Origin of the sequence: Chitinophaga deserti (assembly GCF_003149455.1) — a bacterium.
GTDB classification, from domain to species: Bacteria; Bacteroidota; Bacteroidia; order Chitinophagales; family Chitinophagaceae; genus Chitinophaga; species Chitinophaga deserti.
The window spans coordinates 215,100-239,754 of the sequence record NZ_QFFK01000003.1 but is presented as its reverse complement, the minus strand read 5'-3'; the positions used below and the strand labels follow the sequence as shown (position 1 = coordinate 239,754).

The 24,655-nt window shown below is 52.4% G+C and carries 18 protein-coding genes; 5 read left to right on the top strand and 13 right to left on the bottom strand.

All coding sequences use genetic code 11. The annotated features are described in order from the left end of the window. Nucleotides 1–27: 27 nt before the first annotated feature. The 4 genes from DEV76_RS08220 to DEV76_RS08205 form a co-directional block, all read right to left on the bottom strand. Nucleotides 28–900, bottom strand: coding sequence for an ester cyclase (locus DEV76_RS08220; protein ID WP_109697056.1), 873 nt, complete (start codon nt 898–900; stop codon nt 28–30). A 63-nt stretch (nt 901–963) separates the two neighbouring features. Continuing rightward, complete coding sequence (locus DEV76_RS08215) at nt 964–1,737, bottom strand: AraC family transcriptional regulator (RefSeq protein ID WP_109697054.1); 774 nt, start codon at nt 1,735–1,737, stop codon at nt 964–966. 96 nt (nt 1,738–1,833) lie between these two features. After that, on the bottom strand, nt 1,834–2,673 hold the full coding sequence (locus tag DEV76_RS08210) for a sensor histidine kinase (protein WP_109697052.1): 840 nt from the start codon (nt 2,671–2,673) through the stop codon (nt 1,834–1,836). Nucleotides 2,674–2,756: 83 nt separating this feature from the next. Beyond that, the gene (locus tag DEV76_RS08205) at nt 2,757–3,395 is read right to left on the bottom strand and encodes a response regulator (protein ID WP_109697050.1); all 639 of its coding nucleotides are present in this window, start codon (nt 3,393–3,395) and stop codon (nt 2,757–2,759) included. A 174-nt stretch (nt 3,396–3,569) separates the two neighbouring features. Between DEV76_RS08205 and DEV76_RS08200 the strand changes: the two genes are divergently transcribed. After that, nucleotides 3,570–4,379 (top strand): hypothetical protein, encoded by an 810-nt coding sequence (locus tag DEV76_RS08200; RefSeq protein WP_109697048.1) that lies wholly within the window; start codon nt 3,570–3,572, stop codon nt 4,377–4,379. A gap of 110 nt (nt 4,380–4,489) precedes the next feature. Here DEV76_RS08200 and DEV76_RS08195 read toward each other — a convergent pair whose 3' ends face one another. After that, nucleotides 4,490–9,787 carry a glycoside hydrolase family 44 protein gene (locus DEV76_RS08195; protein WP_109697046.1) on the bottom strand — a complete coding sequence of 1,766 codons (5,298 nt, stop codon included), beginning with the start codon at nt 9,785–9,787 and terminating at the stop codon, nt 4,490–4,492. 637 nt (nt 9,788–10,424) lie between these two features. On the opposite strand from DEV76_RS08195, the gene DEV76_RS08190 reads away from it, so the two are divergent. Beyond that, nucleotides 10,425–11,414: an ABC transporter ATP-binding protein gene (locus DEV76_RS08190; protein WP_109697717.1), complete on the top strand. Its 990-nt coding sequence runs from the start codon at nt 10,425–10,427 to the stop codon at nt 11,412–11,414. A gap of 3 nt (nt 11,415–11,417) precedes the next feature. Here the strand turns inward: DEV76_RS08190 and DEV76_RS08185 are convergent, their stop codons facing one another. The 6 genes from DEV76_RS08185 to DEV76_RS08160 form a co-directional block, all read right to left on the bottom strand. Continuing rightward, nucleotides 11,418–12,305, bottom strand: a complete 888-nt coding sequence (locus tag DEV76_RS08185) for an SMP-30/gluconolactonase/LRE family protein (RefSeq protein ID WP_232826907.1) — start codon at nt 12,303–12,305, stop codon at nt 11,418–11,420. A gap of 52 nt (nt 12,306–12,357) precedes the next feature. Then, a complete protein-coding gene (trxA, locus tag DEV76_RS08180) occupies nt 12,358–12,651 on the bottom strand; it encodes a thioredoxin (RefSeq protein ID WP_109697042.1) in 294 nt (97 codons plus the stop codon). A 17-nt stretch (nt 12,652–12,668) separates the two neighbouring features. After that, nucleotides 12,669–13,184, bottom strand: a complete 516-nt coding sequence (locus DEV76_RS08175; RefSeq protein WP_109697040.1) for a DsbA family protein — start codon at nt 13,182–13,184, stop codon at nt 12,669–12,671. 8 nt (nt 13,185–13,192) lie between these two features. Further along, nucleotides 13,193–13,657: a redoxin domain-containing protein gene (locus DEV76_RS08170; protein ID WP_109697038.1), complete on the bottom strand. Its 465-nt coding sequence runs from the start codon at nt 13,655–13,657 to the stop codon at nt 13,193–13,195. Nucleotides 13,658–13,733: 76 nt separating this feature from the next. Next, nucleotides 13,734–15,623, bottom strand: a complete 1,890-nt coding sequence (locus DEV76_RS08165) for a gamma-glutamyltransferase family protein (protein WP_109697036.1) — start codon at nt 15,621–15,623, stop codon at nt 13,734–13,736. A 133-nt stretch (nt 15,624–15,756) separates the two neighbouring features. Beyond that, nucleotides 15,757–16,638, bottom strand: a complete 882-nt coding sequence (locus DEV76_RS08160; protein ID WP_109697034.1) for an acyl-CoA desaturase — start codon at nt 16,636–16,638, stop codon at nt 15,757–15,759. A gap of 200 nt (nt 16,639–16,838) precedes the next feature. On the opposite strand from DEV76_RS08160, the gene DEV76_RS08155 reads away from it, so the two are divergent. After that, a complete protein-coding gene (locus tag DEV76_RS08155) occupies nt 16,839–18,122 on the top strand; it encodes a hypothetical protein (RefSeq protein ID WP_157962783.1) in 1,284 nt (427 codons plus the stop codon). 139 nt (nt 18,123–18,261) lie between these two features. Here the strand turns inward: DEV76_RS08155 and DEV76_RS08150 are convergent, their stop codons facing one another. Next, complete coding sequence (locus DEV76_RS08150; RefSeq protein ID WP_109697030.1) at nt 18,262–18,462, bottom strand: hypothetical protein; 201 nt, start codon at nt 18,460–18,462, stop codon at nt 18,262–18,264. A gap of 222 nt (nt 18,463–18,684) precedes the next feature. On the opposite strand from DEV76_RS08150, the gene DEV76_RS08145 reads away from it, so the two are divergent. Further along, complete coding sequence (locus DEV76_RS08145; protein WP_109697028.1) at nt 18,685–20,817, top strand: catalase; 2,133 nt, start codon at nt 18,685–18,687, stop codon at nt 20,815–20,817. Nucleotides 20,818–21,016: 199 nt separating this feature from the next. Then, the gene (locus DEV76_RS08140; protein ID WP_232826906.1) at nt 21,017–23,482 is read left to right on the top strand and encodes a TonB-dependent receptor; all 2,466 of its coding nucleotides are present in this window, start codon (nt 21,017–21,019) and stop codon (nt 23,480–23,482) included. A gap of 205 nt (nt 23,483–23,687) precedes the next feature. On the opposite strand, the gene DEV76_RS08135 is transcribed toward DEV76_RS08140, so the two are convergent. Beyond that, nucleotides 23,688–24,560: an AraC family transcriptional regulator gene (locus tag DEV76_RS08135; RefSeq protein ID WP_109697026.1), complete on the bottom strand. Its 873-nt coding sequence runs from the start codon at nt 24,558–24,560 to the stop codon at nt 23,688–23,690. Nucleotides 24,561–24,655 lie beyond the last annotated feature (95 nt).

Sequence of the window (24,655 nt, the reverse complement as noted above, 5' to 3'; positions counted from 1 at the left end):
TTCCGCTTCTATGGCATCTTAGGATTTTTATTCTGCTGCCAGTTTTTCAAACACACCCGGTTCTGAACGGATACCCAGCTGCTGACGGAAGGCCGCCAGATCAAAACCTTCTTTTTCATTCGCCTGCTGCACTGCAGCTTTTGCCGATTGCAGGGCCGCTTCGTTCTGCCAGCGCACAATCGTAATAAACACGCTTTCTCCTTTATCATTTTCTTTTACATACACTGCATCTTCAATAAAGCCCGGCTGGTTGCGGAGCAGGCTACGGCTAATGTGCATGCGTTGCAGAAAAGCAGGCTTTGCCGCAGCAGGTACAGTGAGCTGGCTCATATAGGAAATACCTCCTGCAATGTGCTTCCCGGATATAGTCGCAATATCCTGTGGTAATTGTCCCAGTGCCTGCAGGAAGCCCAGCCGGTCGTTTTGCAGCTGGCCTTTCACCACCTTTCCGTCTTTCAATGTATAAATAGCCATGGCATCGCTGGTGATGGTGTTACCCGTGGCGGGTATGTATGTGTAAGCTGCCTGCTGCGTGCCTTTCCATTGCCATTTCACCACTACCTGGTCTCCTTCCGCCATCACTTCCTGCAGTTGCCATTGAATGTCAGGGAAGGCATGGATAAGCGGGGCGATGGGTGCTTCGAAGCCTGCTGCTCCTTTCAGCCCGGATGGACCGGTGTAGCTGTCAGAGATGTATGCGGGTAATTCCTTGAACCTGCGCTGGTTGATGACTTCTTCGAATAACCGGCGGATGATGGTCTTGTTTTGTTGTGCGGTGCTCATGTGAGTGCTGTTGGTGGTTTTTTGATGGGAGGATGGATGGGACTGCTGTGCAGAGGCTTGTGTTGTTTCGAGGAACATCGCAAGGGCCAGACTGGTAGCGGGTAATATCTGTTTCATAGCCTTGAATTTTTCACAAAGCTACTGGCGCCGCCTAAGGGGGAATTGTAAAAAATCATTGATTTACCAACGGCGGGTGCCGCTGAAGAAAGCACGGGGCGTTTGCCCGGTAAATTGCCGGAAGTCGCGGATGAAATGCGACTGGTCGAAGTATCCCGCATCATATGCGGCCTGTGTAAGAGAGGTGGCATCGCTATGCCGGCGTACCAGGTTGCGGAGTCTTACAATGGCGGCGTATTGCTTGGGACTGGCCCCTATGAGGGAACGGAATCGTTTTTCAAATGCATCCTGGCTGATGTGAAGACTGCCGGCCAGTTCTTTCATGCGCAATTGCCCGTTTTCCCTGCGGATGGCTGCTGTGGCAGAGAGCACCAGTTCATCCTGCCGGGTATCCGTCATCTGACCGATAAGGAACGCTTCCAGTAAGGCAATGCGCTGGGTATGACTGGTAGCCTCCTGCAGCCTTTCCATCAACTGGCGGAGGTCATGGTCAGGGAAGAGGTTTTCCGTGCCAATGCTCAGCCCGAAAATCTCATGGGCAGGCATACGGGTAAAGGCAGATATGGCTCCCTCCCGGCAAATAGCCAGCAGGTTACCCGTACCTTTTTCGTACCGGAAGCTGCGTGCGCTTTTACGCAGGCCGCCAATCACAGTATCCGGCAGTTCGGAAAACTCTATGCCATCGTTCAGGAGGATGCGCCCGCGAAAACGGAAGGAAAGTACCAATGCCGTATCGGGGATCGTCTGGTTAACGATCTCCGCATCGCTTTCAATCACCAGGTATTCCCGGATGAAAGGAGCGAGTTGGGCAGACGGATGGTATTTCCCGATAGTCATTTCATAAAAGTAACCTTTTGAAGGCAATACCAAAAAGAACGACCGTCCGGAAGGTGCCGGACGGTCGCTGTGATCACTGATTTCCGTTTAACCGAATCAGGGGTTTAAGGGGATATCAAACATGAATACAAGTCCGCCGCCGGGGTTGCGTTCCACATGCAGCGGTTCGTTATAAAGTTTCTCCAGCCGCAGGGCGGTATTGCGGAGTCCAACGCCGGAGCCGTTCATGATTTGTTCCAGCGCTCCGTCGTAACCTGCCCCGTTATCGCTCACGGTAAAGCGCAGTTTGTTCCTCACTTTAGCGCAGCGGATGGTAACCGAGCCGCCTTCTATACAGGGGCCTATACCGTGCTTTACGGCATTTTCCACGATAGGCTGCAGCAGCATGGGCGGGATGCGGCAGGCGTGTACGGATTCAGGAGCGTCTATCTGTATTTTCAACCGCGAAGAGAAGCGGTGTTGTTCGATCTGGAGGTAATCCCGGAGGAAGGAGAGCTCTTTGCCAAGAGGCACCAGGTCTGCCCGGGTAGCATCCAGTGCATACCGGAAGGTGTCTGCCAGTTGTGCGATCAGTTCGCGGGCGCTTTCCTGCTCAGCGGGGATGCTGGCATTTACATGATTCAGTGCGTTGAACAGGAAGTGGGGCTGTATCTGTGCCTTCAGTGCCCGCAGCTCTGCCTGCAGCGCCTGCTCCCGCAGTTCCGCTACTTCCGCACCCGGCTGGGGAGAAGGAGGCGTTTGTCGCGATTGCAGCGGTAGCAGCAGTAACACGGCAGAAATGATCACCGCGGCCAGCGCCAGTAATGCAGCCGGCCCGCCTGGCGCTCCGGTATGGTAAACTGTAAAAGCGAGCATGCACAGCGAGGCTGCCAGCAGCCCGGCTATCAGCATTTGTAAGAGAAAGGAGGCTTTCTTTTCCACAAGCAACATGGTCATGAAGTTTCCTCAAAACTAGGAACCAGTGCATATGGATTTAACCGATGAATTACTCGAAAAAGGAACTGAGTAAAAGTACTTAGCTAGCTGGCGAGCCCCAGTTCCATCGCCTTGCGGACGAGCGCTGCCGTGTTCTTCACATCCAGCTTCTGCATGAGGTTGTAGCGGTGGTTTTCGATGGTGCGCACGCTGAGGGAGAGCTTTTCCGCGATCTCCTGGTTACTCAGCCCCTGGGCTATGAGCCCGAGTATCTCTTTTTCGCGCTTGGTAAGGGTAGGGGCATACCGGCTGGGCTTGCGCTGGAAGATCTGCTGGAACATCTGGTCTTTCAACTCTCCATGAACATATTGCTCGCCGGAACGCACGGTATCTATGGCTTCCCGGATCTCCCGGCTGCCTGCGGTTTTGAGTAAATACCCCGCCGCCCCGTTCTGGAAAGCGGTACGGATGGTATGCTTGTCTTCCACATTAGTAAAAATAATCACCCGTGTGTCCGGATGATCGGCCGAAACCCTCCGGCAAAGAGCCAGCCCGTCCTGCCCGGGAAGCTGAATATCAAGGAATAACACTTCCGGGGCACGAACGGTCAGCCCGTCCAGCAGCTCGTCGCCATTCTGGTACGCGCCAATAACGGATACATCGGGGAAACCCTGCAGTATCATCTGTAATCCGTTAAGAATGGCCGGGTGATCGTCTACCAGGGCAATGGTCAGGCTGTTCATGTAAATTGATTAGATGCGTAATATTAACGAATCGCCGGGAGATATGAAAACATTACAGTCTGGTACGGGTTTTGAATTATCAACAGTAATGCCGGCGTATATGTTAAACCTGCTTTAACAGTTAAACCAGGGCCAACCGCGGCAGTCTAACAATTAAGACTAAAAACAGCATGTATGAAAAGGGTAATGATTCTGTTGGCTGTGATGACCGCTTTTACAGCTATAACTCCGTCCTCCGCCTCGGCGCAGGTGCGTGTGAGTGTCAATATCGGCATTCAACCCGCCTGGGGCCCCGTGGGGTACGACTACGCGGAATATTATTTCCTCCCCGATATCGATATGTACTATTACATCCCGACGCAGATGTATATCTACTTCTACGGGGGCCGATGGATACAAACCCGCTATTTACCGGACTACTGCCGCCATTACGATTTCTACCGGGGCTATAAAGTAGTGATCAACGAGCGCGACCCATGGCGCTACCACGACCGCTACCGGGTACAATACCGCCCTTACCGTAACAACCACAGCCAGATCGTACTGCGCGACAACGACCGCTGGAGGAGCCACCACCGCGACTGGAACAACAGCCGTCCGGATAATGGCCGAAGGGACTGGAACAACAGCCGCCCGGACAACGACCGCCGCGACTGGGGCAACAACCGGAATAACGATCGTAACAACGACAGGAACAACGACCGCAGGGAATGGAATAACAACCGCCCGGATAACAACCGCAGGGAATGGAACAACAATAACAACCGTGGCAACGACCGGAATACCCGGGAAAACAACGTAAACCGCGGCAATGAAAGAAGAGAATGGAATAACAACGCCAACCGTGGCAACGAACGCCGCGAATGGAAAGGAAACAACGAGAACCGTGGAAACAACGATCAGAAAGGCAACAGAGGCAATAACTCCAGCAGGGGTAACAGTAGTGCCCGGGGTAACGATAATAACAGGGGAAACAGGAACTAAGCCTGTAGTGTGTGATAGATAACCGCCGGAAACGGCGGTTTTTTTTGTAATAGCGAAAGGGCCGGCTCAGTTATCTGAGCCGGCCCTTTCGCGTATAAATCGGATGCTGGTTACTTAGCTATGATCACAGGCCGCATTTGTTTATGCTTGCCTGATTTCACCGTAACGAAGTACAGTCCGGAGTTCAGTCGTGCTGCAGGCACATATTCATTGCCCTGCTCTGCCGTGAGGATTTTGCGGAACTGCACCCGGCCAAACAGGTCGGTAACGGTCAGTTCCATTTCATTACCTGCGGGTATCACATATTTCACCCGGAAGCCTTCCTGTGCAGGGTTAGGATACACCCACAGCGTTTCACGGCTGGCTGCCACCAGGATGGTGAATTGGGCAGTACATCCCGAACCATTATCAGTAACACGCACGGTATAAGTACCGGGAGGGCGCTGGTAGAGGTCTTCCGTGGTGGATTTGTCTGACCAGAGATACTGGTAACTGCCGGTTCCGCCGTGAACGGTGATGTTGATGTTACCGTCTTCATCCGCCGCCCCAATGATCTGCAGGGTATTCAGCGATCCTGCTACCACCACGTTCTGCGTGTTGGTAAAGCCGCCATCTCCCGTTACGCGGATGGAATAAGTCCCCGGTGCGAGGTTGCGGAACTCCGGTGTATGAACACCTGCAGGATTTTCCTGGTTATTGATAAAGTAGCTGAATGCAGCAGGTGTGCCTTCACTGAGGTTAGTCAGTATCCTGCCATTGGCGCCACAGGCCGCATTCGTAACGGTATACGTGATAGTGGGGTTAGCAGTACGGGATATCCGGAAAGTCTGCCTCCGTACACAGCCGGATCCATTGTCGGTTACATCCACCCAATAATCTCCGGAAGCCAGACCCGTCACATCCTGTGTGGTGGCGTTGTTAGACCATAGGTAACTGAAAGGGCCGGTACCGCCAGCCACTGTTACATCAATGCTGCCCAGCTGCTGGTTGATCTGTGAAGTAACCACTACATCGCTCACCCATCCATCCACAAACACTGTCATGGTTTTCTCGTACCCGTTGGCACCCGTAATCCGGATGTCGTACATATCAGGAGCGAGGTTGCGGTAAACTCTTTCTCCAATACCCGAAGGGTTCGCAATACCATTGAGGTAGAACTGGTACGGTGCGGCACTTGCACCGGTCATATTCACCGTAATGGTGCCATTGGCTTCACAGTCGGCGTCGGTTGCAACGGTCGTTACATCAGGCCCGGTGCGGGTAATCACAAAATCTATGGCGGTTACGCATTTGGTATCAAAGTCCGTCACTTCGAGATGGTATCTGCCGGATGGCTGGCCCTGGAGGTCCTGCCCGCGGGAACCAGTAGACCAGAGGTACCGGTAATTCCCACTGCCACCGCTCATGGTGATATCGATATTGCCATGGTGATGGTTAACCGTGTTTTGGATTACCATCGTATTCAGGTTGCCGCCTACGGTTACATCCTGAGAGAAATCCAGTCCGCCATCGCCGGTAACACGCATCGTATAAGTACCGGGGTTCAGCTGGTTGAAGACATTATTACCTGCCCCACCGGGATTGATGACACCGTTTATAAAGTACCGTAAGTTGCCGGTACCTGCTGCCACATTCACGGTGATCATTCCATTGGGGAAACACTGTGCGTCTTTCACCTGGAAAGTTACCTGTGCGGCACGCGTAACAGTAGCAGTGCCGGTAGCGGTACATCCTGTAGTGGCATCGGTAACGGTTACGGTATAAGCACCTGTCACCACATTCGCGAGGTCTTCCACCGTTGCGTTGTTAGACCAGCGGTAGGTGTAATTGCCGCTACCACCGGTCACGGTAAGGTTTACATTGCCTGCGGCATTATCTACCTGTAATGCCAGCTGCATGCCTGTTCCGCCGGAAAGCACAATCGTTTCCACATACACAAATCCGCTATCGCCCTCTATGCGCAGGTCATACGTACCGGCAGCGAGGTTAGCGAAAACAGGACTGGTCTGGAAGGCTCCGCCGGCCAGCGAATAACGGTAGTTGCCCGAAGTGGAGGTAATGCTTTTTACTTCGATGCGCCCGTTGTTGCCACAGGCAGAAGGTTGCGATTCAATTTGTACATCGGCAACAGGTGTGCCGCTCAGGTAAATATCATCGAGCTGCACATGCGTGCCCAGCGTGGGCAGGCGTTCAGACAACAAGCCCATCCATGCAATCTTACTGGCATCAATAGGAGAGTTGTTCAGCAGGTCTGCAATAGGTATGCGTACGTTCTGGTAATTGCCGGTGTAGGAAGTGATGTAGCCGCGGGCTTTCAGTCCCAGCGACTGCGTGCTTTCACCGAAGCGGTCTTTGAAATAGATCTGCAGGTCAAAATCCTGACGGCCGCCGCCGTTAGGAACCAGTACGGAGAAGTTGAGGTAACGCTTCTGGCGCACATCAATCATCCGGGCATCTCTGAACTCCGCAAAATCCCAGGTCACATAAGCATATGGCTCCGGACCGGGCTGCAGGTGCGCTCGCATACTGATGGGGCCTTTGTTGCCGCCTGTTTGCGCTACAAAGATTCTTGACTCAGGATTGCTGGATGCTTCCGCCACCCCTTCGTTTTTCGTATCACCATCCCACAGCACATCCGAGCTGGCGCGGCTCCAAACGTAGTATTTGGCAGATGCTTCGGCAGAATTGCTCTTCTGGTCAGTAGCCGTGATCCGGAAAGTATGGTTGCCGGCAGCAGCTACAGGAGGTATTGTAAATGTAGTCGTGTAGCGGCCGTTGGTCAGTATGAGTGCGTGCTTGTTAGCACCGCCTACAGAGGAAAGGTCTGCCGTTACGGTAGCCAGGTCGTTATTCGGATCAGTAGCAATAACACTGAGCGTGATGGGTGTTAACCCATCGGCAAAGCCTTCGGCGGGTGTTATGCGCACATCGCTCACCACGGGTTGCGATATGGGATTGTCGTGCGGAATGGCACGTACATCATCGATCCATACTTCAAAACCATCCTGTGCCGTATTCACCTGGAAGTTGAGCTGCCACAATGCAGAAAGGTCGAAACCAGTGCCAACGAACAGGTCATCGAACGGGATCTTCACTTTGGTGTAACGGGTGGGGTGGAAGGAGGAAATGTAACCGCTGGCTTTAAGGGGAAGTGTACGGGAGAACGTCATGTTTGCACTGGCGTCTCTTAAACTGAAGTCTATGTCTGCATATGCCGGAGCGTTGGAACGAATGTAAAATTCAAGATAACCGTATTCACGCACGTCGCGTGCCCCTGCTGCGCTGGGATCTATCCGCCAGGTCATGAGCCCCCAGTTATTGACATCGTGTTTAAAGCGGAGGTACAGGCTGGACGGGGCTTCATTACCGCCATCGGTGCGCCTTTCTATGCGCTGTGTACCTGCTGTCTGGTCGTTAGGGTCAGAGAAACGCTCGCCTTCACCGGTTTGAATAACATCGCCATCCCAGATCACGGAAGAAGGTATTTCACGCATTACGCGGTACGATACATCTCCCGAAATACTATGTCCTGCTGCATCTACCGCAGAAACGGTCAGTGTTTTCAGGCCGGATGGGGTGTTGAGGGGAACGGTATACTGCAGGGTGTAATTATCTCCGTTACGCATCAGCTGTGCGGCGGCATTGCCTCCTACAGAACTGAGGTTTACGGTGGGAGGGCGCATATCACCGTCGGAATCGGTGATGGTAGCGGAAATAGTGAACTGTGCCGTACCATCGCTATAACCTTGTGCGGGGTTGATGCGAAGGTTAGTGATATAGGGATATACGGTGAGGTCGGTTTCTGACAGCACCAAATGGTAAACCGTCATAGGCGGCAGCTTCACTTCAAAGGAGTTGTTGGTGATGCCACGGATATCCTGCAGGCGGCGTACCTGCGGGCTGGTCCAGTCTACCGCATACACCGCTGCACTGCGGTACGCCCGTGCACCGGAAATATTGATGGTAGCCACCACTGTATCCCGCACACTGCGGTTAATGGCCATGGTATGCATGCGCTCATCGCCGGAAGCATTCACGGAAGCATATACGGCGCTGATGGCGCGGTTGTTGGTTTGTGCGCTAACCGCAGTGTTGCCGTATCTGCCGCCGTTGCCATCATAATTGCAATAGAGGTCGAAGCCGCTGCGGATGTACCCGATGATGCCACCCCAGTAAGTAGCGAGGTATACGTCGTTGGTACCGAATGCACCCAATGCATCGGCCTGCGCAATGGCGCCGGATACATGCGAAGTGCCCCCGTAGCTGTATTCCGTAATGGCCAGCTTGGTACCGGGATAAAACTGGTCGATCATGGCTTTCATTTTCGGCAGGGCCGGAAATATATTGCCGTTGGATGCGTCCGTTACCCAGGAATTTTCCTGGTAGGTATCATCCCACAATCCGCGCGACATATCCAGGCGTGCGCCTACTGAGTTATCATCGTTGTCATCATCAAAGGGGCTCATGCCGCCGAAGTCGCGGTTCTGTGCAGGGTACCAGTGCAGGTCGAGCACATCGAGGAGCCGCTTGCCTGCCTGCTGGCTGCGGGCACGCATGTTGGCGAGGTAGAAATGCACAAACAGCTCGTAGTTGCCGCGTACCTGGTCCCAGTCGGGAGCGAACTGCAGGTTCTGGTATGCGGTATACCCCCAAAGTGCAGGACCGTACACCTCTGCGGTAGGGTCCATTTCCTTGATGAGCTCGGCCGTTTCGTAAGATTTGTTCATGAGGTAATTCACCGAAACGCCGGTATGGCCCCACAGCCGCGGATGGGTATCGAACCAGAGGCAGGGCTCGTTATCGAGCGAATAGGCTTTAACGCCCCTGGTGGTGTTAGACCGGCCGTAGTTGGTGATGAGGAAGTTCAGTTCTTCATCCACATACACCGCATTATCGTTTACATCGGGTGTAAGAGACAGCTGGCCACCGGGCTTCCGGGCAATTACCTGCGCCCAGCGGGCCGAGGGCGCACTTTCCGCTTCGGTAATGGTGCTGTTCTTGTCTTTCGCCACATACCCTGCCATAGGTAATGTTACAATCCCATAACCGCCCTGTTGAAGGGTGCGGTTTTGAAAGGCGGTGAGTGCCGAGCCGGTAACATCGTACTGGTCAGGCGGCACGTCCTGTGTACCGGGTACCCAGTTGTCGCTTTGGTGGAACCAGTCGCGCCCGGCGTTACTGGCATTGTTTTCCCAGTTGTAGTTGGTTAAACGGTTACCACCCAGCCTGCTGGAAAGGGCGTAAGGATAGGGGTCGTTGGTGCCATACACCAGCGGACTGATCGCTTTCCTGTTTGCCGGAGCGGCGTTGATGGTAAACTGCACATTACGGACGGCCTGTGCCGATACTTCTGCCGTCGTGTACAGCAGCAGCATCGTACAGGCTGCAATTTTGTAGAATGGTTTCATGAGAGATGGTTGAGGTCAAAGTTTCGTTCCGCAGAACGGCATGGAGCCTGTAGGTATATCCAAAAAAATTTGAATGCAAAATACATTGATTACAGGGGGCAATGCGGCCACTTCGGCCGGGATGTCGTTATTCATGGCTGAAGTATTCCCGGCCGGGAGTGAAACGACGGTCTGTTCCGACGAAGTGATGCCGGATCTGAGGGGGAAATAAACCACCCTTACTGCAGGGTTAAAGAAGGTTTAAAGAAGGGTTAATGTATATAAACAGTATATAAACAACCCCCAAACCCAATGCAGTATTGAATAAGTACCCTAAATATACAGGTACGATATACATACAGTAAGGATGAAGTACCACCGGAGCCGGGTTTCCTTAACATTGCTTAAACGAATGAGAAAAGTGTTTTAAAGCGGGGAAAGAAGAGGGACGGGGAAAAGGGATGGTTAGGGAGGATAAGGGCGCTAAAAGGCTTTAAATGCCTGTTTTGGATAGGGGGCGGAAGTTGGCAATATCCTGATTATCCGGGTATTGGAGGGTAAGCGGAAACCCGGTCAGGATCAAGTCCCGGAAATGTTTTTTCTTTATATCCCGGAAATGGAACGCACTTTGCAGTTACCGGCCGGCAATTTAGGGAATATGACATTATTACAAGTTTCAGATATATCAAAGAAAGACGCGCTTGGTTTTGAGTTGCAGCCGCTGTCTTTCAATGTGGAGAGCGGACAGAAAGTAGCGATCATGGGCGCTTCAGGATCAGGAAAAAGTACCCTGTTGCGCATCATTGCAGGATGGGTACAGCCCGCAGACGGTACCGTACTGTTTGAAGGCAACAAAGTACTGGGCCCCGATTACCGGCTCATACCCGGCCATCCCGGCATAGCCTATCTTTCCCAGCACTACGAACTGCGGAATAACTACCGGGTGGAGGAACTGCTGGCATACGCCAACCAGCTGTCTGACGAAGAAGCCATGCGGCTGTTCGACATCTGCCGCATCAGCCATCTCCTCAAAAGGAAAACCGACCAGCTTTCCGGCGGGGAAAAACAACGCATCTCTTTAGCACGGCTGCTGGTTACCAAACCGAAGCTCCTGCTGCTCGATGAGCCTTACTCCAACCTCGATCTCATTCATACCCAGATACTCAAATCCGTGATCCGTGAGCTGGGCGAAGCCTATGGCATTACCAGCCTCCTCGTTTCGCACGATCCGGATGATGTGCTGCCCTGGGCCGATCACCTGATCATCCTCCGGGATGGACAGCTGGTGCAGCAGGGCATCCCTTCAGAAGTATACCGCCAGCCTGCGGATGAATACGCGGCAGGCCTCCTTGGCGATTATCAGCTCTTTACGCCTGAAAAGGCAAAGGTATTTGCCCTTATGCCGGGCATCGTAATAAACGGGCGCAGTCTCGTAGTACGGCCCGAACAATTCCGTTTGGTAAATGATGGCAGTGAATCAATAAAGGGCGTGGTAAAGGAAGTGCTTTTCGGCGGCAGTTATCACGATGTGGTGGTAGAGGTGCCGGGCAACCTGCTCACCGTACGCACTACGGCACCGCAGCACCGGAAGGGCGATGCGGTTTTTGTAGCCTTATCGTCTAAAGGGATCTGGTTTCTTCCTAAGTAAAAATTATTCTGCTCCCTTCACTTTCATTTGTACCGTGTACACTGCCGTGGAGGCGGTGAGGAAGAGTATGTTGCGCTTTTTACCGCCGAAGCAGGCGTTGGCGGTCCATTTTTCCGGTACTTCGATGTGGCCTATCTGCTGCCCCTGTGGGTTGTAGATGAACACACCGTTGCCGCAGAGGTAGAGGTTGCCCCGCTCATCGAGCGTTATGCCATCGCCGCCTTTGGAAGTAAAGAGGATGCGGCCGGCCAGTTTTCCATCGGGCTGAATCTCGTAGCGGTAGATCTTATCTCCGCCAATATCCGCCACATACAGGTACTTGCCATCGGGCGTTCCCACAATACCGTTGGGCTTCACGATATCATCGGCCACCATTTCCGCAGTTTTTGAACCTGCAGGTAGGCGGTATACTTTCATGCCTTCTATTTCAGGCTTCTGGCGCGTCCAGTAGTTGCGCTGGTAGTAAGGGTCGGTGAAATAAATATCTCCGTTGGGATGGATCCAGAGATCGTTGGGGCCATTCAGTTTCTTTCCTTCAAAATTATCCAGCAACACGGTGTGCCCTCCTTTGGGAGAGAACGACCATAACTGGTTATCTGCATCCGCACATGCAAGGATGTTCCCTTTCCTGTCCACATACAACCCATTTGCACGGCCGCTCTGGTCTGTGAAAAGACTGAGTTTTCCCTTTGTATCGTATTTCCAGATGGAGTTGTTGGGCTGATCGGTGAAATAGATATTGCCTTTCCGGTCGGGCGCGGGGCCTTCCGTGAATTTGAATTGTTTGGATACCAGTACGGGCTTCGCGCCATCGGCTACGAGCCTATGCAGGGAATCTGACTGGGCATTGGCAGACAGGGCGGCCAGTAACAAAAAGGCGGCTAGTTTCATGTGGAATCTTATTTCCATCAAGATAATAAAAATGTCCGAACCCTGTTTATAGCTACGCCTGTTGTATCTGGCGGATCAGCGATGCCTTGTCGATCAAACCCGCATGGCGCCATACCTCTTTCCCATTCCGGAAAATGATGAATGTAGGTACAGCTGACACGTTGAATTGCGCGGGTGTCCGTTCATTTTTATCGATATTTATCTTTACTACTTTCGCTATGCCTTTCATATCATGGGCCACATCCTGGATGGTTGGTTCCATGCTTTTGCAGGGCCCGCACCAGTCTGCATAGAAATCAACGAGCAAGAGGGGTTCTGATGCCAGGAGGTCGTTAAATGAACTCATAAATTTGTTTTGGTGGTTTAAAAAGTGAGGGAAGCCATGAGCGATTCTTCGTCATAGCTGCCGTTGTATTTATGTCCGTTGATGAAGAAGGAAGGTGTTCCGTTGACACCGCTTTTTACGCCGCTTACGAAATCATTATCTACTTTTTCTTCCAGCGCGGGGTCCTGTATATCGTTCCGGAACTGCTGGAGGTCGAGGCCCAGTTGTTTTGCAAAAGCGAAGAGGGCTTCTGGTGAAAGGAGGTCCTGGTTCTGGAAGATGGCGTGATGCATTTCCCAGAATTTGCCCTGCCTTGCCGCGGCTTCTGCTGCAATGGCGGAGGGCTTGGCCATGGGGTGCGCTTCCGACAGCGGGAAATGCCGGAAGATGAAGCGGAGGCCCGGGCCCATTTGCTGAATGATATTTTCCACTGCTGGGAATGCCCTGCCGCAATGCGGGCATTGAAAATCGCCGTATTCCACAAGCGTTACAGACGCTCCTTCCTTTCCCCGCGCATGATCCTGCGGGCCTGGAGGCGGTGTGAGTTTAGCCATATACCGTTTTATTTTTTACCCTGAATCTTTTCCAAAGCATTGAGAATGCCATCTGCACCTGGATTAACAGCCGGAGGCGATAAAAAGTTCCAGCGGATGATGCCGCTGCCATCTATCACATACAACGCGCGCTCACATTGTCCTTCCTTTTCATCATATGCCCCATATTGTTTCGCCATGGCGCCTTTAGGCTCAAAGTCGGCCAGTAGCGGGAAGTGCAGATTGCGGGATTGCATGTATGCCTGGTGGCACCACTTACTGTCTACCGATATGCCCAGCAGCGCCGCATTGTGCTTGCGGAACAACTGCAGCATTTCGTTGTAGAGCGACATCTGGTCTCCACAAACCGGGCTCCAGTCTGCAGGGTAGAACGCCAGTATCAGGTTCCGGCCCTGAAAGTCCTGCAGCGAATGCTGCTGGCCGGGTGTGGAATAAAGAGTGAAATCCGGAGCCGGGGTGCCGATCGTTAACATGCCGCATGATTTTATGACAGGAAATCAGGTTTTACAATATCAGTAAATGTACGATCAAAAAACATACCGCTGCCCGTTACCAACCAATCCCGTAATCTTCCCCATGGTTGCTGCTACCGCCCCAGATAGACTGATGCAGCCGGTCGAAGAAGATGGCATTGATGGGGCCGCTGGTACGGGCCGCAAAGCTCAGAGTGTAGCCCATGCTCTCCAGCGCGAGGCGCGTACTGTCTGGCGTATTGGAAGCCACTAAGATGCTGCCTGCGCGGGGAACCCTGTCTTTCACGGAAGTGCCTCCCAGCGAAAGCCACAGCTGGTTACTGTTGATATTGGCCGCTTCGGTAGCCTGCTGCACCGTCATCCCGAATTCAACAACATTGAGGAAAAACTGCAGCAGGTTCTGATCCTGCGTATCGCCACCCTGCACGGCAAAGGAGAGGAAAGGTTTCCCGTCTTTCAGTGCCATGGAAGGGGTGAGGGTAACACGGGGGCGCTTACCCGGGGCAATTACATTGAAGGGGTTCATCACGGAATCGAGTACGAAGCTCTGTGCCCTTTGGCTAAGCCCCACGCCGGTACGTCCCGCAATACACGCCGGGAGCCATCCGCCACTGGGAGTGATAGACACAACCCATCCTTCGGCATCTGCGGCCTCCACGCTGGTAGTGCCGCGCCATAGCCGGTCGTGGTACGCACTGTCGGCCCTGTGCATGGCAATGGCATCATGCTTTGGTACGAACTGACCGGGCTGTTGTTGTTTGGTTGTATCGGAAAGGGAAGCACGCACATCGAGGAAGCGCTTCCAGGGGTTGCGTTCGTTTTGAAAAGGGTAGGGGTCGCCGGGCATTACCTCCGGTGCATTCCGCAGGGGATCTATGGTGGCTGCACGCTGGCGGGCATAGGCTTTACTGAGCAGCCCATTTATGGGAGGCTTCAGCGTACCATACGGGTCGCCGTAATAGAAGTCACGGTCTGCAAAGCTGAGGTTCATGGCCTGATAGACCGTGTGTATGTATTGCGGGGAATTATACCCCATGGTTTTGAGATCGAAGTTTTCGAGGATATTGAGAGCCTGCAGCATCATGGGGCCTTGTGTCCATTCGCGAAGCTTGTACACGTCGATGCCTTTGTATTGAACATGCACCGGCTCTTCCACGATGGGCTTCCAGCGGGCGAGGTCTTCCATGGTAATGAGGCCTCCCTGTTCGCGTGTGCCGCGTACCAGCTCCTGTGCAATGTCTCCTTTGTAGAAGCGGTCGTACGCAGCCATGATGGCTACCTTGCGTGATTTGCCTGCGCGGAGGGCTGCCTGTTCCGCATCCACCATCTTTTGCAAGGTGGCCAAAAGATCGCGCTGCACAAAGATCTCTCCCGCCTCCGGTGCTTCCCTTGCCGCGCCGGGATGGGTGAGGAAAACGGCTTTACTGTAAGGCCATTGTTTGATCCATGATTTGCCGCGCTCTATGCTGTTGGCCGTTTGCGCGTCTATCGGATAACCGGCCGCCATTTCCATAGCGGGCTGTAATACTTCTTTCAGGCTTTTGGTACCGTATTCACTCAGCATGTAGCAAATGCCGCCGGGCGTGCCGGGAGTTACTGCCGCAAGCGGACCGTACTCCGGCGGGAAGGCATACCCTTTTCCTTTGTAGAAAGCCGCCGTGGCGCCGGTGGGCGCAACACCGAGGGCGTTGAGGGCAATCACCTTTCCGGTTTTGGGATGATAGATGAGTGCCTGTGTTTCCCCGCCCCAGCTGAGCACGTCCCACATAGTACACGTAGCGGCCAGCATAGCGCAGGCAGCATCTACCGCATTACCGCCTTTCTGGAAAATGGCGGCGCCGGCAGTAGCGGCAAGAGGCTTACCGGTAATGGCCATCCAGTGGCGGCCGTGGAGGGGTGGCTTCTGGGTTTGCTGGGCCTGTGCAGTGGAGGTAATCAGCAAAAGCAGGATGAGGAAACGTTGCATAGTAGCTAATTTAATCAATGCGGATGGAAATTAGATATAGGGACGAATGCTATTTATGGGATTATAGATGCACGACCTTCCTGAAGAAGATATCTAAAACAAAAATCCCCCCGGCAGTACCGGGGGGATTTTTTTATGCTTCAGGTGCAGTTACTTTATTATTCTCTCTTATCTTCTCCGGTACCCCGTGTATATCCCACACAAGGCCGAACCATCCCAGCATCACAATGATGTAATACGTGATATCGATCTCCCACCAATAGAAGCCCTGGCGTGTTGCACGCTGGTAGTAGTGGTGGTTGTTATGCCAGCCTTCGCCCATTGTTACCAGCGCCAGTACAAGACTGTTGCGGGATTCATCGCCGGTCTTATACCTGGGCTTACCCCATTTATGCATGAGGGAGTTAATGGTAAAGGTGCCGTGGAACAGCAGGATGGTGCTGAGGAAGAAGCCGATGAACAGGGTAGAGAGGCCTGCAGACCAGTCGAACCATCCCGCACCGTTTACCTTGTTACCGATGAAATACACCACCACTGCCAGGATTACCGGCGGAACAAAGTGGTACTTATTGAGCCAGAACAGCTCTTTATGCTTCATATCCTTGATGAGATCGTAGCGGGTTTCTTTATGCTCCTTATCCATGATCCAGCCGATGTGTGCATGCCAGAATCCGTAGATCTTGGCAGAGTGAGGATCTTCAGGGGTATCGGAGTGCTTATGGTGAACCCTGTGGTTCGCCGCCCACCACAATACGCCTTTCTGGAAACTGCTCTGCGCACCGCAGGCCAGCAGGAACTGGAAGAATCGTGAGGTTTTATATGATCGGTGGGAGAAGTATCGGTGATATCCGCCGGTTACGAAAAACATGCGCACGAAGTACAACACTGCGCACAATATCCAGTCGAAAGCAGTCACATGTGTGAAAAAGGCTAAAAACGGTACCGCGTGCATTCCGATAAAGTCCATTTCGTGCAGCCAGTTCGTTCCCTTCTTTGGTGTAATGGTGGTGTTCATTCGCCAAAATTAAGGGCAGAATTATAAATCTGCAATGATTTCAATCAACGGATTACCCCACATTTAACATTGCCTTAACTTTTTCGGGAGACTTTCCGGGTAGTAAATAGGCATCACTGCCTACGTAACCCAACGTGGATACGGATAATTTTGCCCGGCTCTCATCATAAAAAAAACAGTTGACTCCAAACACCATGCACATGAAAGGAATCTTTTATTGCCTGGCGGCATGCCTTTATTTGTCCGCCTGCAGCCCCAACTCTGAAGATGACATTGTCGTTAAACCGGAAGAACCCAAAGGGGCTATATTCCCCAAAGGGGTTCCTGCGGGAACAACCATTACGGCAGCACTCGGCCCCCAGGGTGGCGTACTCCGTTCCCTCGACGGTAAGATCAAACTGACCGTACCCGCCGGCGCCCTTACCACTACAACCCCTATCTCGGTACAGCCTGTCACCAATACCCTGCCTGGTAGTCCGGGACTGGCTTACCGCTTTACCCCCGATAATCTCCAGTTCGCCAAACCCGTGACCATGACTTTCACCTGGAACGAGGACGATTTGGAAACCACGGTTCCTGAGGCGCTTTATATGGCTTTTCAGCAGGGCGATGGTATCTGGCGTTTCCTGCCCAAGACAGCCATTAATACCGCCCAGAAAACCCTGACGGTAGAAACCACCCACTTCTCCGACTGGGCTCCCTATGCCATGTTCTACCTCACCCGCCAGAAGCCGGAAGTGAAAACGAAGGAGAGTGTAAGCCTCCGCGTACAAACCACCAAAAACTACCTCGCCTTCAACTTCGACCGTACCGAAGTGGAAATAGCACAGGAAGCGGTGCTGGACGATCCTAAGAATATTCAGAACTGGAAACTGACCGGTGCAGGACAGCTGAATGCCGAAGCCCGCATCGCCAATTATACGGCTCCCGCTACTATTCCCCAGCAGAACCCCGTATGGGTGAGTGTGGATGTGCTGCACTTCATACCCGCCGGTAAAATCCCCGGCAGGGGGAACACGGGTAAAGTGATCCTCCGCGCCCCCATCCGTATCGTGGAAGATACCTGGCATTACGGAACAGTAGGCGGTGTGGAATTTACCACCCACCAGCACTGGTTCCTGTTCCAGGACGGAATCCTTAACATTGAAGGATTACTTCCCAATGGGCACAGCGTTAATATCGATATCCTGACGCTGGCAGTGGCTACCGGCACCCATACCTGGAATAATGAACCCCTGCCCGGAACTGCCAAGTTCGTGTACCTGACAGGCCTTACCGGCGCCATGATGCACGGGTATACCGACTGCAATACCGGATACGATGTAAACGCCGGAGGCAGTGTTACCATCAGCAAGGTGGAAAACGTGAACGGAGAAAAGTATGTGGAAGGCCATTACGACATCGGGGCATTCAATGTTACGGCAGACGCATGTGCGCCGCCGGTAAAACACATCACGGGAGAGTTCCGTGTTAAATCCCGGTAGTAACTGGCATTAAGGAATGTGGAAGAGGCGTGGTATTATGTTACCATTGAAGGGAATGAATGCAACAGTATGTACAAAGCAAAAGGGCCATCGTTTAATAGTGATGGCCCTTTTGGTATATGATTGTTTAGAGAGAATTTTAAGCAAGGGATTCTCTTACTTTACGATCGGCCTTATGACTGGCCTCTGCTGCTCTTTTGCTAACGCGCTCGTAAGCATTACGGGCTGCTGTCTTCATATCGTCTATGGCTGCATCAGCACGCTGGCGGTTTTTCATGTACCAGAAAATGCCGGCGGCGGCGGTGCCCAAAACGGAAGCTGCGATGATGATCTTATTCATGACTTTTTGATTTGGTTCGTGATAGTGAAAACAAGTGGCGTGCCAGAAATTCTGAAAGAATTCCCAAAAACAGGGGCGTGGCTTCTTTTCCACACTTATTAACAATTGCTGAAACCCTATCCCTGCGCGGAGTACGGCCTCCCAATGCTGTTAGTCTTCTGGCACCCCTATTGTACCCCTTTCCCGAGGTAACCATCCTTCACTTACATTAATCCACCACACATGGCAAAATCCAAACCCGGCGGCGACGCCAAGAATGAGCAATTGGCGAAGCATACCACTGATAACGAAGATCAGTTTCTTACCACCAATCATGGCACCCGCGTTAACGATGATCAGAATTCACTCAAAGCCGGTGAGCGGGGGCCCTCACTGCTGGAAGACTTTATCATGCGCGAAAAGATCACGCACTTCGACCATGAACGTATTCCCGAAAGAATCGTTCATGCGCGTGGCTCGGCCGCACATGGTGTGTTTAAAGTATATGATAATAGTCTTGCCCCATACACCAAAGCATCTTTCCTGACAGATCCCCAGGCGGAAACGCCTGTATTCGTGCGCTTTTCCACCGTGGCAGGCTCCCGTGGGTCTACCGATCTGGCCCGTGATGTAAGAGGGTTTGCCGTGAAATTCTATACTCAGGAAGGCAACTTCGATCTCGTGGGCAACAATATGCCCGTGTTTTTCATACAGGATGCCATGAAGTTCCCCGACCTGGTACATGCCGTGAAGCCCGAACCGCACCATGAAATGCCGCAGGCCGCCAGTGCACACGATACCTTCTGGGATTTTATTTCCCTTATGCCCGAATCCGCCCATATGATCATGTGGCTGATGAGCGACCGCGCTATTCCCAGGAGCTACCGGATGATGGAGGGCTTCGGTGTTCACACCTTCCGCCTCATTGATGCAGACGGGAAATCCACCTTCGTGAAGTTTCACTGGAAACCCCTGCTGGGAGTGCACTCCGTTGCCTGGGACGAAGCGCAGAAAATATCCGGTAAAGATCCCGACTTCCACCGCCGCGACCTGTGGGAGTCAATAGAAAACGGCCAGTTCCCGGAATATGAACTGGGAGTGCAGTTAGTACCGGAAGAAGATGAACACAAATATCCGTTTGATCTGCTGGACCCTACCAAACTCATCCCTGAAGAAATGGTGCCCGTTCAGCGCATCGGCAGGCTTACGCTAAACCGCAACCCGGATAACTTTTTCGCGGAAACAGAACAGGTAGCTTTTCACGTGGGGCATATTGTACCGGGGATCGATTTCACCAACGACCCGCTGCTGCAGGGACGCTTATTCTCTTATACGGATACTCAGCTGATACGCCTGGGCGGACCTAACTTCCATGAGATACCCATCAACAGGCCGCTGCAGGAAGTACAGAACAACCAGCGCGATGGTGCTATGCGCCAGCAGATCAATAAAGGCAGAACCAGTTACAACCCTAATTCGCTGGGAGGCGGCTGTCCTTTCCAGGCGCGTTGGGATGAAGGGGGCTTCCGCTCTCATACAGAAAGGATCGAAGCCCATAAAGTACGCGGCCGCAGCAAGAGCTTCTTCGACCATTTCAGTCAGGCTACCCTGTTTTACAATAGCCAGTCGCCCGCAGAAAAAACACACCTCGAAAATGCGCTGGCATTTGAGCTGGGGAAAGTGGAAACCGTGGAAGTAAGGGAACGGATGGTGGGCATCCTCACACAGATAGACCGCGGGCTGGCCACTAAAGTAGCCGATGCTCTGGGCCTCCCCGTACCGGATGCACCCGAGCAGCCCATCAATCACAGTGTGCCTGCAGATGGCGACCCGCAGGAGTACCAGCCCATAGATGTGAAGCTGGACCTGTCTGCCAGTGCTCCCCTCAGTATGGAGAATACGGTGAAAGACACGATTAAGAGCAGGAAAGTAGCCATCCTTACTGCCGATGGGGTACTGACGGCAAATGTGGAAGCCATGCTGGCAGCACTGGAAGCAGAAGGTGCAAAAGGAGAGGTGATCGCAACGCGTCAGGGGTTTGTGGAAGGAGACGACGGGAAAGAACTGGCGGTACAACATAGTTACCTCACTGCCGCATCGGTACTCTTTGACGCAGTGTATTTACCCGGAGGCACCGCCGCACTGGTGCAGAACGGGGATGCGGTGCACTTCCTCAATGAAGCTTTCCGTCATTGCAAGCCCATTGCTGCAGACGCATCGGCTTCGGATGTGCTGGACGGTACTTATTTCGGTGCGGGAGAGCACCCCGGAGTATTTATCGGGGATGATCCTGCAGCGCTGGCAAAAGCCTTTAAAGCAGGTATCCGGCAGCACCGTTTCTGGGAAAGGGAGATACCCGGACCTATTCCCGCATAGAATATACGGCTGAAAACATACTAAAACGCCTTGGAAAGTGGGAAATCCTACCTTTTCAAGGCGTTCCTGTATGGGTGTAATCGATTGAAACACATGATAGCAGCATTTTTCCCGATTGCGTAAATGGTTTTCCGCTTTGGAGCGTGGGAACGGTTGTTTTCGTCCGTCCTTTGCGGCACAACCTAACTTCAAAACCATAATGAAGCATATTTACAGCATGATGTTCGCCGGGCTGCTACTTTCCCAGGCATCAGTTGCACAGCAAATCACCTATCTGTCAGCATCAGGATCTTCCACCGCGGTAAAGGCGGTTACTTCTGAAGAGGACCCGGAAAACCTGCCCAAAGGCTTCGTAAAAGGAATTGTGGCTACCGCAGATGGTAAGCCGGCCGGATTTGTAACCATCGTGGTACGTGGCCAGAATAAAGGCACCACCACGGAAGAAGACGGTACTTTTTCCCTCCGTAATCTTAAACCCGGTACTTACACCCTCTATATTTCTTCTGTTGGATTAAAGCCGGTGGAAAAGCAGATCACCATTTCCGCAGAGGAAGGGCTGGAGATCAGCATCACACTCGAAGAAACTGCCAAACAACTCTCAGAAGTTGTGGTAACCGATAAACGCACACAGAACGATAAGCCCGTTACCATCAGCAAACTGCCCATCCCCGTGATGGACCTCCCGCAGGCAGTAGCCGTTATCGGACAGGCTACCATCCGCGAACAGCAGGCACAGCGCCTCAGTGATGTGGTGAAGAATGTGAATGGTGTATACCTCGCATCTACCCGTGCCGGCACACAGGAAACTTTCTCTGCAAGGGGCTACGGCTTCGGCAGCAGCAATATGTTTAAAAACGGTTCCCGCGTAAACTCCGGTACCTTCCCCGAAATGAGCTCCCTCGAAAGAGTGGAGATTCTCAAAGGTAGCGCCGCCATCCTCTATGGACAGGTTGCACCCGGTGCGGTTATGAACCTGGTGACTAAACAGCCCCGTTTTGAAGGCGGTGGCGAAATATCCATGAGAGTGGGCAGCTACGACCTGTACAAGCCCGCAATCGACATCTACGGCCCCATCAGCGGCAAGGTTGCCTACCGTCTTAACGGTACCTACGAATCTGCCAACAGCTACCGCGATCAGGTGCACAGCAAACGCTACTACGTGAATCCCTCGTTGCTGTTCAAGGTTAGTCCGCGTACAGAAATAGTGGTGCAGGGCGATTACCTGAAGCACGACTTCACACCCGATTTCGGTGTGGGTACCAACAACGGTAAATCTATCGTAGATGTACCCCGCAATACTTTCTTCGGTGCTCCCTGGCAATATGCCAATGCGCAGCAATACACCGGCGGCGTAACCGTGAAGCACCAGCTGAACGATAACTGGACCCTCAACGGCAACGTTTCTTACCAGAAGTATAAAAGAGACTATTTCTCTGTAGAGCGTCTGCAGTTCACCAACGGTAAACTGGGCCGCCCGCTTGGCCGCCAGTTCAATGAAGAAGATTACTACAGCGCCACCTTCGATGTAACCGGCCATCTGAAAACCGGTTCCATTAAACATACCATCCTCGCAGGTATCGACGGCGACCGTTATAAAACCGGTTCCACCGCGTTTACCATCGATGCAACGAAAGGTATTACTTACGATACCCTCAGCCTCAACGAGCCCGGCAAATACCCGCTGCGTACAGATATGCCCAATGCAGTGGCAAATGCCCTCACGGTGTCTCCTGTTAACCGTTTTGGCGGGTACATCCAGGATCTCATCAGCATTTCCGAGAAACTGAAAGTGCTGGCAGGCGTACGCTGGAGCTATGTGGAAACATCTGCTCCCGAGAGAACCGATTACAAAACCGGTGCAATTACCAAAACCGCTGCTGCCCGTTATGATAATGCTTTCTCTCCCCGTTTTGGTGTGGTGTACAAACCCATTCCCACCACGGCCTTCTTCGTGAGCTACAGTAACTCTTTCACCCCCAATACCGGTATCGATATCTACAGCGCGCCTATTAAGCCTTCTGTGATCGACCAGTACGAAGCCGGTGTGAAGAACGATTTCTTCGGCGGCAAACTGTCTGCCAACGTTACCGTGTATAAGATCAAAAACAGCAACCTCGCGCAAACAGCGCCCTTCGATAAAGATGGTAAGGATAACACCAATACCAATATCAAAACCCTCGTAGGTGGTACTACCAGCAACGGCTTGGAGATCGACATTGCAGGGCATCCTGTGGCAGGACTGGATGTGGTGGCCGGTTACAGCTACAACGACATCTTCGTGTCCAAAGCTATAGGCGGTCCGGGTAACCTGTTCAAGGGCGACCGTCTCGTGAACACTCCGCACCATACTGCCAATGCAAGCGTGTTCTATACTTTCCAGAACACTGCACTGAAAGGCCTGAAGCTGGGTGTAATGGCCTTCTATACCGGCGACCGCCCCGTGGGTTGGAACAATACCACCACGCAGCCCGACCGTATGTTCAATGTAGACGGTTACACTACGCTCGACCTGAATGCAGGCTATAGCTGGAAGAACTTCTCCCTCATGGCGAAAGTGTCAAACATCACCAACGAATACAACTTCCTGGTGCATGAGAACTACAGCATCAACCCCATTCCTCCCACGCAGTTTACGGCTACCCTCGCGTACCGTTTCAAATACTGATTGTAATTCAATTCAGCATATAAAGTGGCCGCCTCAAGAGATTGAGTCGGCCACTTTACATTTATACCAGATAAGGATATTGGTTCTCCTTTCTGTTAGTATCGTATAGGATACCGGAGTATCAAACTTCCGCCATCCTCCTTGCGAAACGGAAGTAATGCCGGGGATAGTAAGAGGATGAATATGCAGTCCAATCCGTAGTATGCTAGATTTCTTTCAGGTATTTACGGGCGTATGCCTTGGCAGTTAGCCCTGTAATGAGACGGAACTGTCGGTTGAAATGTGAGAGGTTGTTATAGCCCGATTCGAAGGATATTTCGGAAACGGTCATGTCGCTTTTAAGTAGGAGTTTACATGCGTTGAGTATCCGGATTTCGTTCAGTACCTGGAAGCAGGTTTTATTCGTACGTGATTTGAAATACCGGCAGAAGGAGGCTTTGCTGAGATTCACGAGGGCGGCCGTTTCCTCGATGGTAACATCCCGGTTGTAATTCTTCATGAGGAAATTCATGACTTTATTGATGCGCTCGGTATCATTATCGTTCACGGAGTTGGCGTAGCCCGGGCTTGATAGCAGCTCATAGTCTTTGGTATGCGCTATCCTGTCGAGTGTTTTGAGGAAGAGGCTCAGGCGCTCGATGCCGGATGCGCGGTAGGTGCTTTTAATCAGCTCTGCAATAGCTCCATGGTCGGCACCCTGGATCTGCACGCCCTGCTGCCCGCGCTGGAACAGCTTTTTGATGTGTGTGAACTCTACCAGGTCAAAGAAGCCCTGGCCGAGAGAGTTTTCGTTAAAGTGGATCACATAAACGTCTACTTTCAGATCCTCGTTATGCTGATAGAAATCCTTGTCGTTCCGCCATACATGTGGCAGGTTAGGACTAATGAACATCAGGTCGCCGTCGGTAAAGTTGCCGATGTGGTTGCCCATGAAACGAATGCCGTAACTCTTCTCCACGAAAATAATCTCGAATTCCGGATGGTAGTGCCATGGGTAATCCATGTAATCGGTGATCTCTCTTTTCACGGCCAGAGACGAGGTTCCGCTCGGTAATATCTTTTCAAGGGCTGGTTGCATCACTTTCACGTTTATATTGCTGCTGAAAATACAAAATATAGTAAAGTGATGCAAATATAGTGTCGTAAGCAGAAAATATAGGTGTTGCTTCCCAC

Bases quoted from the DNA above. Each gene is read 5' to 3' on its own strand.
- DEV76_RS08220 (WP_109697056.1), bottom strand. From the start codon at position 900: ATGAAACAGATATTACCCGCTACCAGTCTGGCCCTTGCGATGTTCCTC.
- DEV76_RS08215 (WP_109697054.1), bottom strand. From the start codon at position 1,737: ATGACTATCGGGAAATACCATCCGTCTGCCCAACTCGCTCCTTTCATC.
- DEV76_RS08210 (WP_109697052.1), bottom strand. From the start codon at position 2,673: ATGACCATGTTGCTTGTGGAAAAGAAAGCCTCCTTTCTCTTACAAATG.
- DEV76_RS08205 (WP_109697050.1), bottom strand. From the start codon at position 3,395: ATGAACAGCCTGACCATTGCCCTGGTAGACGATCACCCGGCCATTCTT.
- DEV76_RS08200 (WP_109697048.1), top strand. From the start codon at position 3,570: ATGAAAAGGGTAATGATTCTGTTGGCTGTGATGACCGCTTTTACAGCT.
- DEV76_RS08195 (WP_109697046.1), bottom strand. From the start codon at position 9,787: ATGAAACCATTCTACAAAATTGCAGCCTGTACGATGCTGCTGCTGTAC.
- DEV76_RS08190 (WP_109697717.1), top strand. From the start codon at position 10,425: ATGACATTATTACAAGTTTCAGATATATCAAAGAAAGACGCGCTTGGT.
- DEV76_RS08185 (WP_232826907.1), bottom strand. From the start codon at position 12,305: ATGAAACTAGCCGCCTTTTTGTTACTGGCCGCCCTGTCTGCCAATGCC.
- trxA (WP_109697042.1), bottom strand. From the start codon at position 12,651: ATGAGTTCATTTAACGACCTCCTGGCATCAGAACCCCTCTTGCTCGTT.
- DEV76_RS08175 (WP_109697040.1), bottom strand. From the start codon at position 13,184: ATGGCTAAACTCACACCGCCTCCAGGCCCGCAGGATCATGCGCGGGGA.
- DEV76_RS08170 (WP_109697038.1), bottom strand. From the start codon at position 13,657: ATGTTAACGATCGGCACCCCGGCTCCGGATTTCACTCTTTATTCCACA.
- DEV76_RS08165 (WP_109697036.1), bottom strand. From the start codon at position 15,623: ATGCAACGTTTCCTCATCCTGCTTTTGCTGATTACCTCCACTGCACAG.
- DEV76_RS08160 (WP_109697034.1), bottom strand. From the start codon at position 16,638: ATGAACACCACCATTACACCAAAGAAGGGAACGAACTGGCTGCACGAA.
- DEV76_RS08155 (WP_157962783.1), top strand. From the start codon at position 16,839: ATGAAAGGAATCTTTTATTGCCTGGCGGCATGCCTTTATTTGTCCGCC.
- DEV76_RS08150 (WP_109697030.1), bottom strand. From the start codon at position 18,462: ATGAATAAGATCATCATCGCAGCTTCCGTTTTGGGCACCGCCGCCGCC.
- DEV76_RS08145 (WP_109697028.1), top strand. From the start codon at position 18,685: ATGGCAAAATCCAAACCCGGCGGCGACGCCAAGAATGAGCAATTGGCG.
- DEV76_RS08140 (WP_232826906.1), top strand. From the start codon at position 21,017: ATGAAGCATATTTACAGCATGATGTTCGCCGGGCTGCTACTTTCCCAG.
- DEV76_RS08135 (WP_109697026.1), bottom strand. From the start codon at position 24,560: ATGCAACCAGCCCTTGAAAAGATATTACCGAGCGGAACCTCGTCTCTG.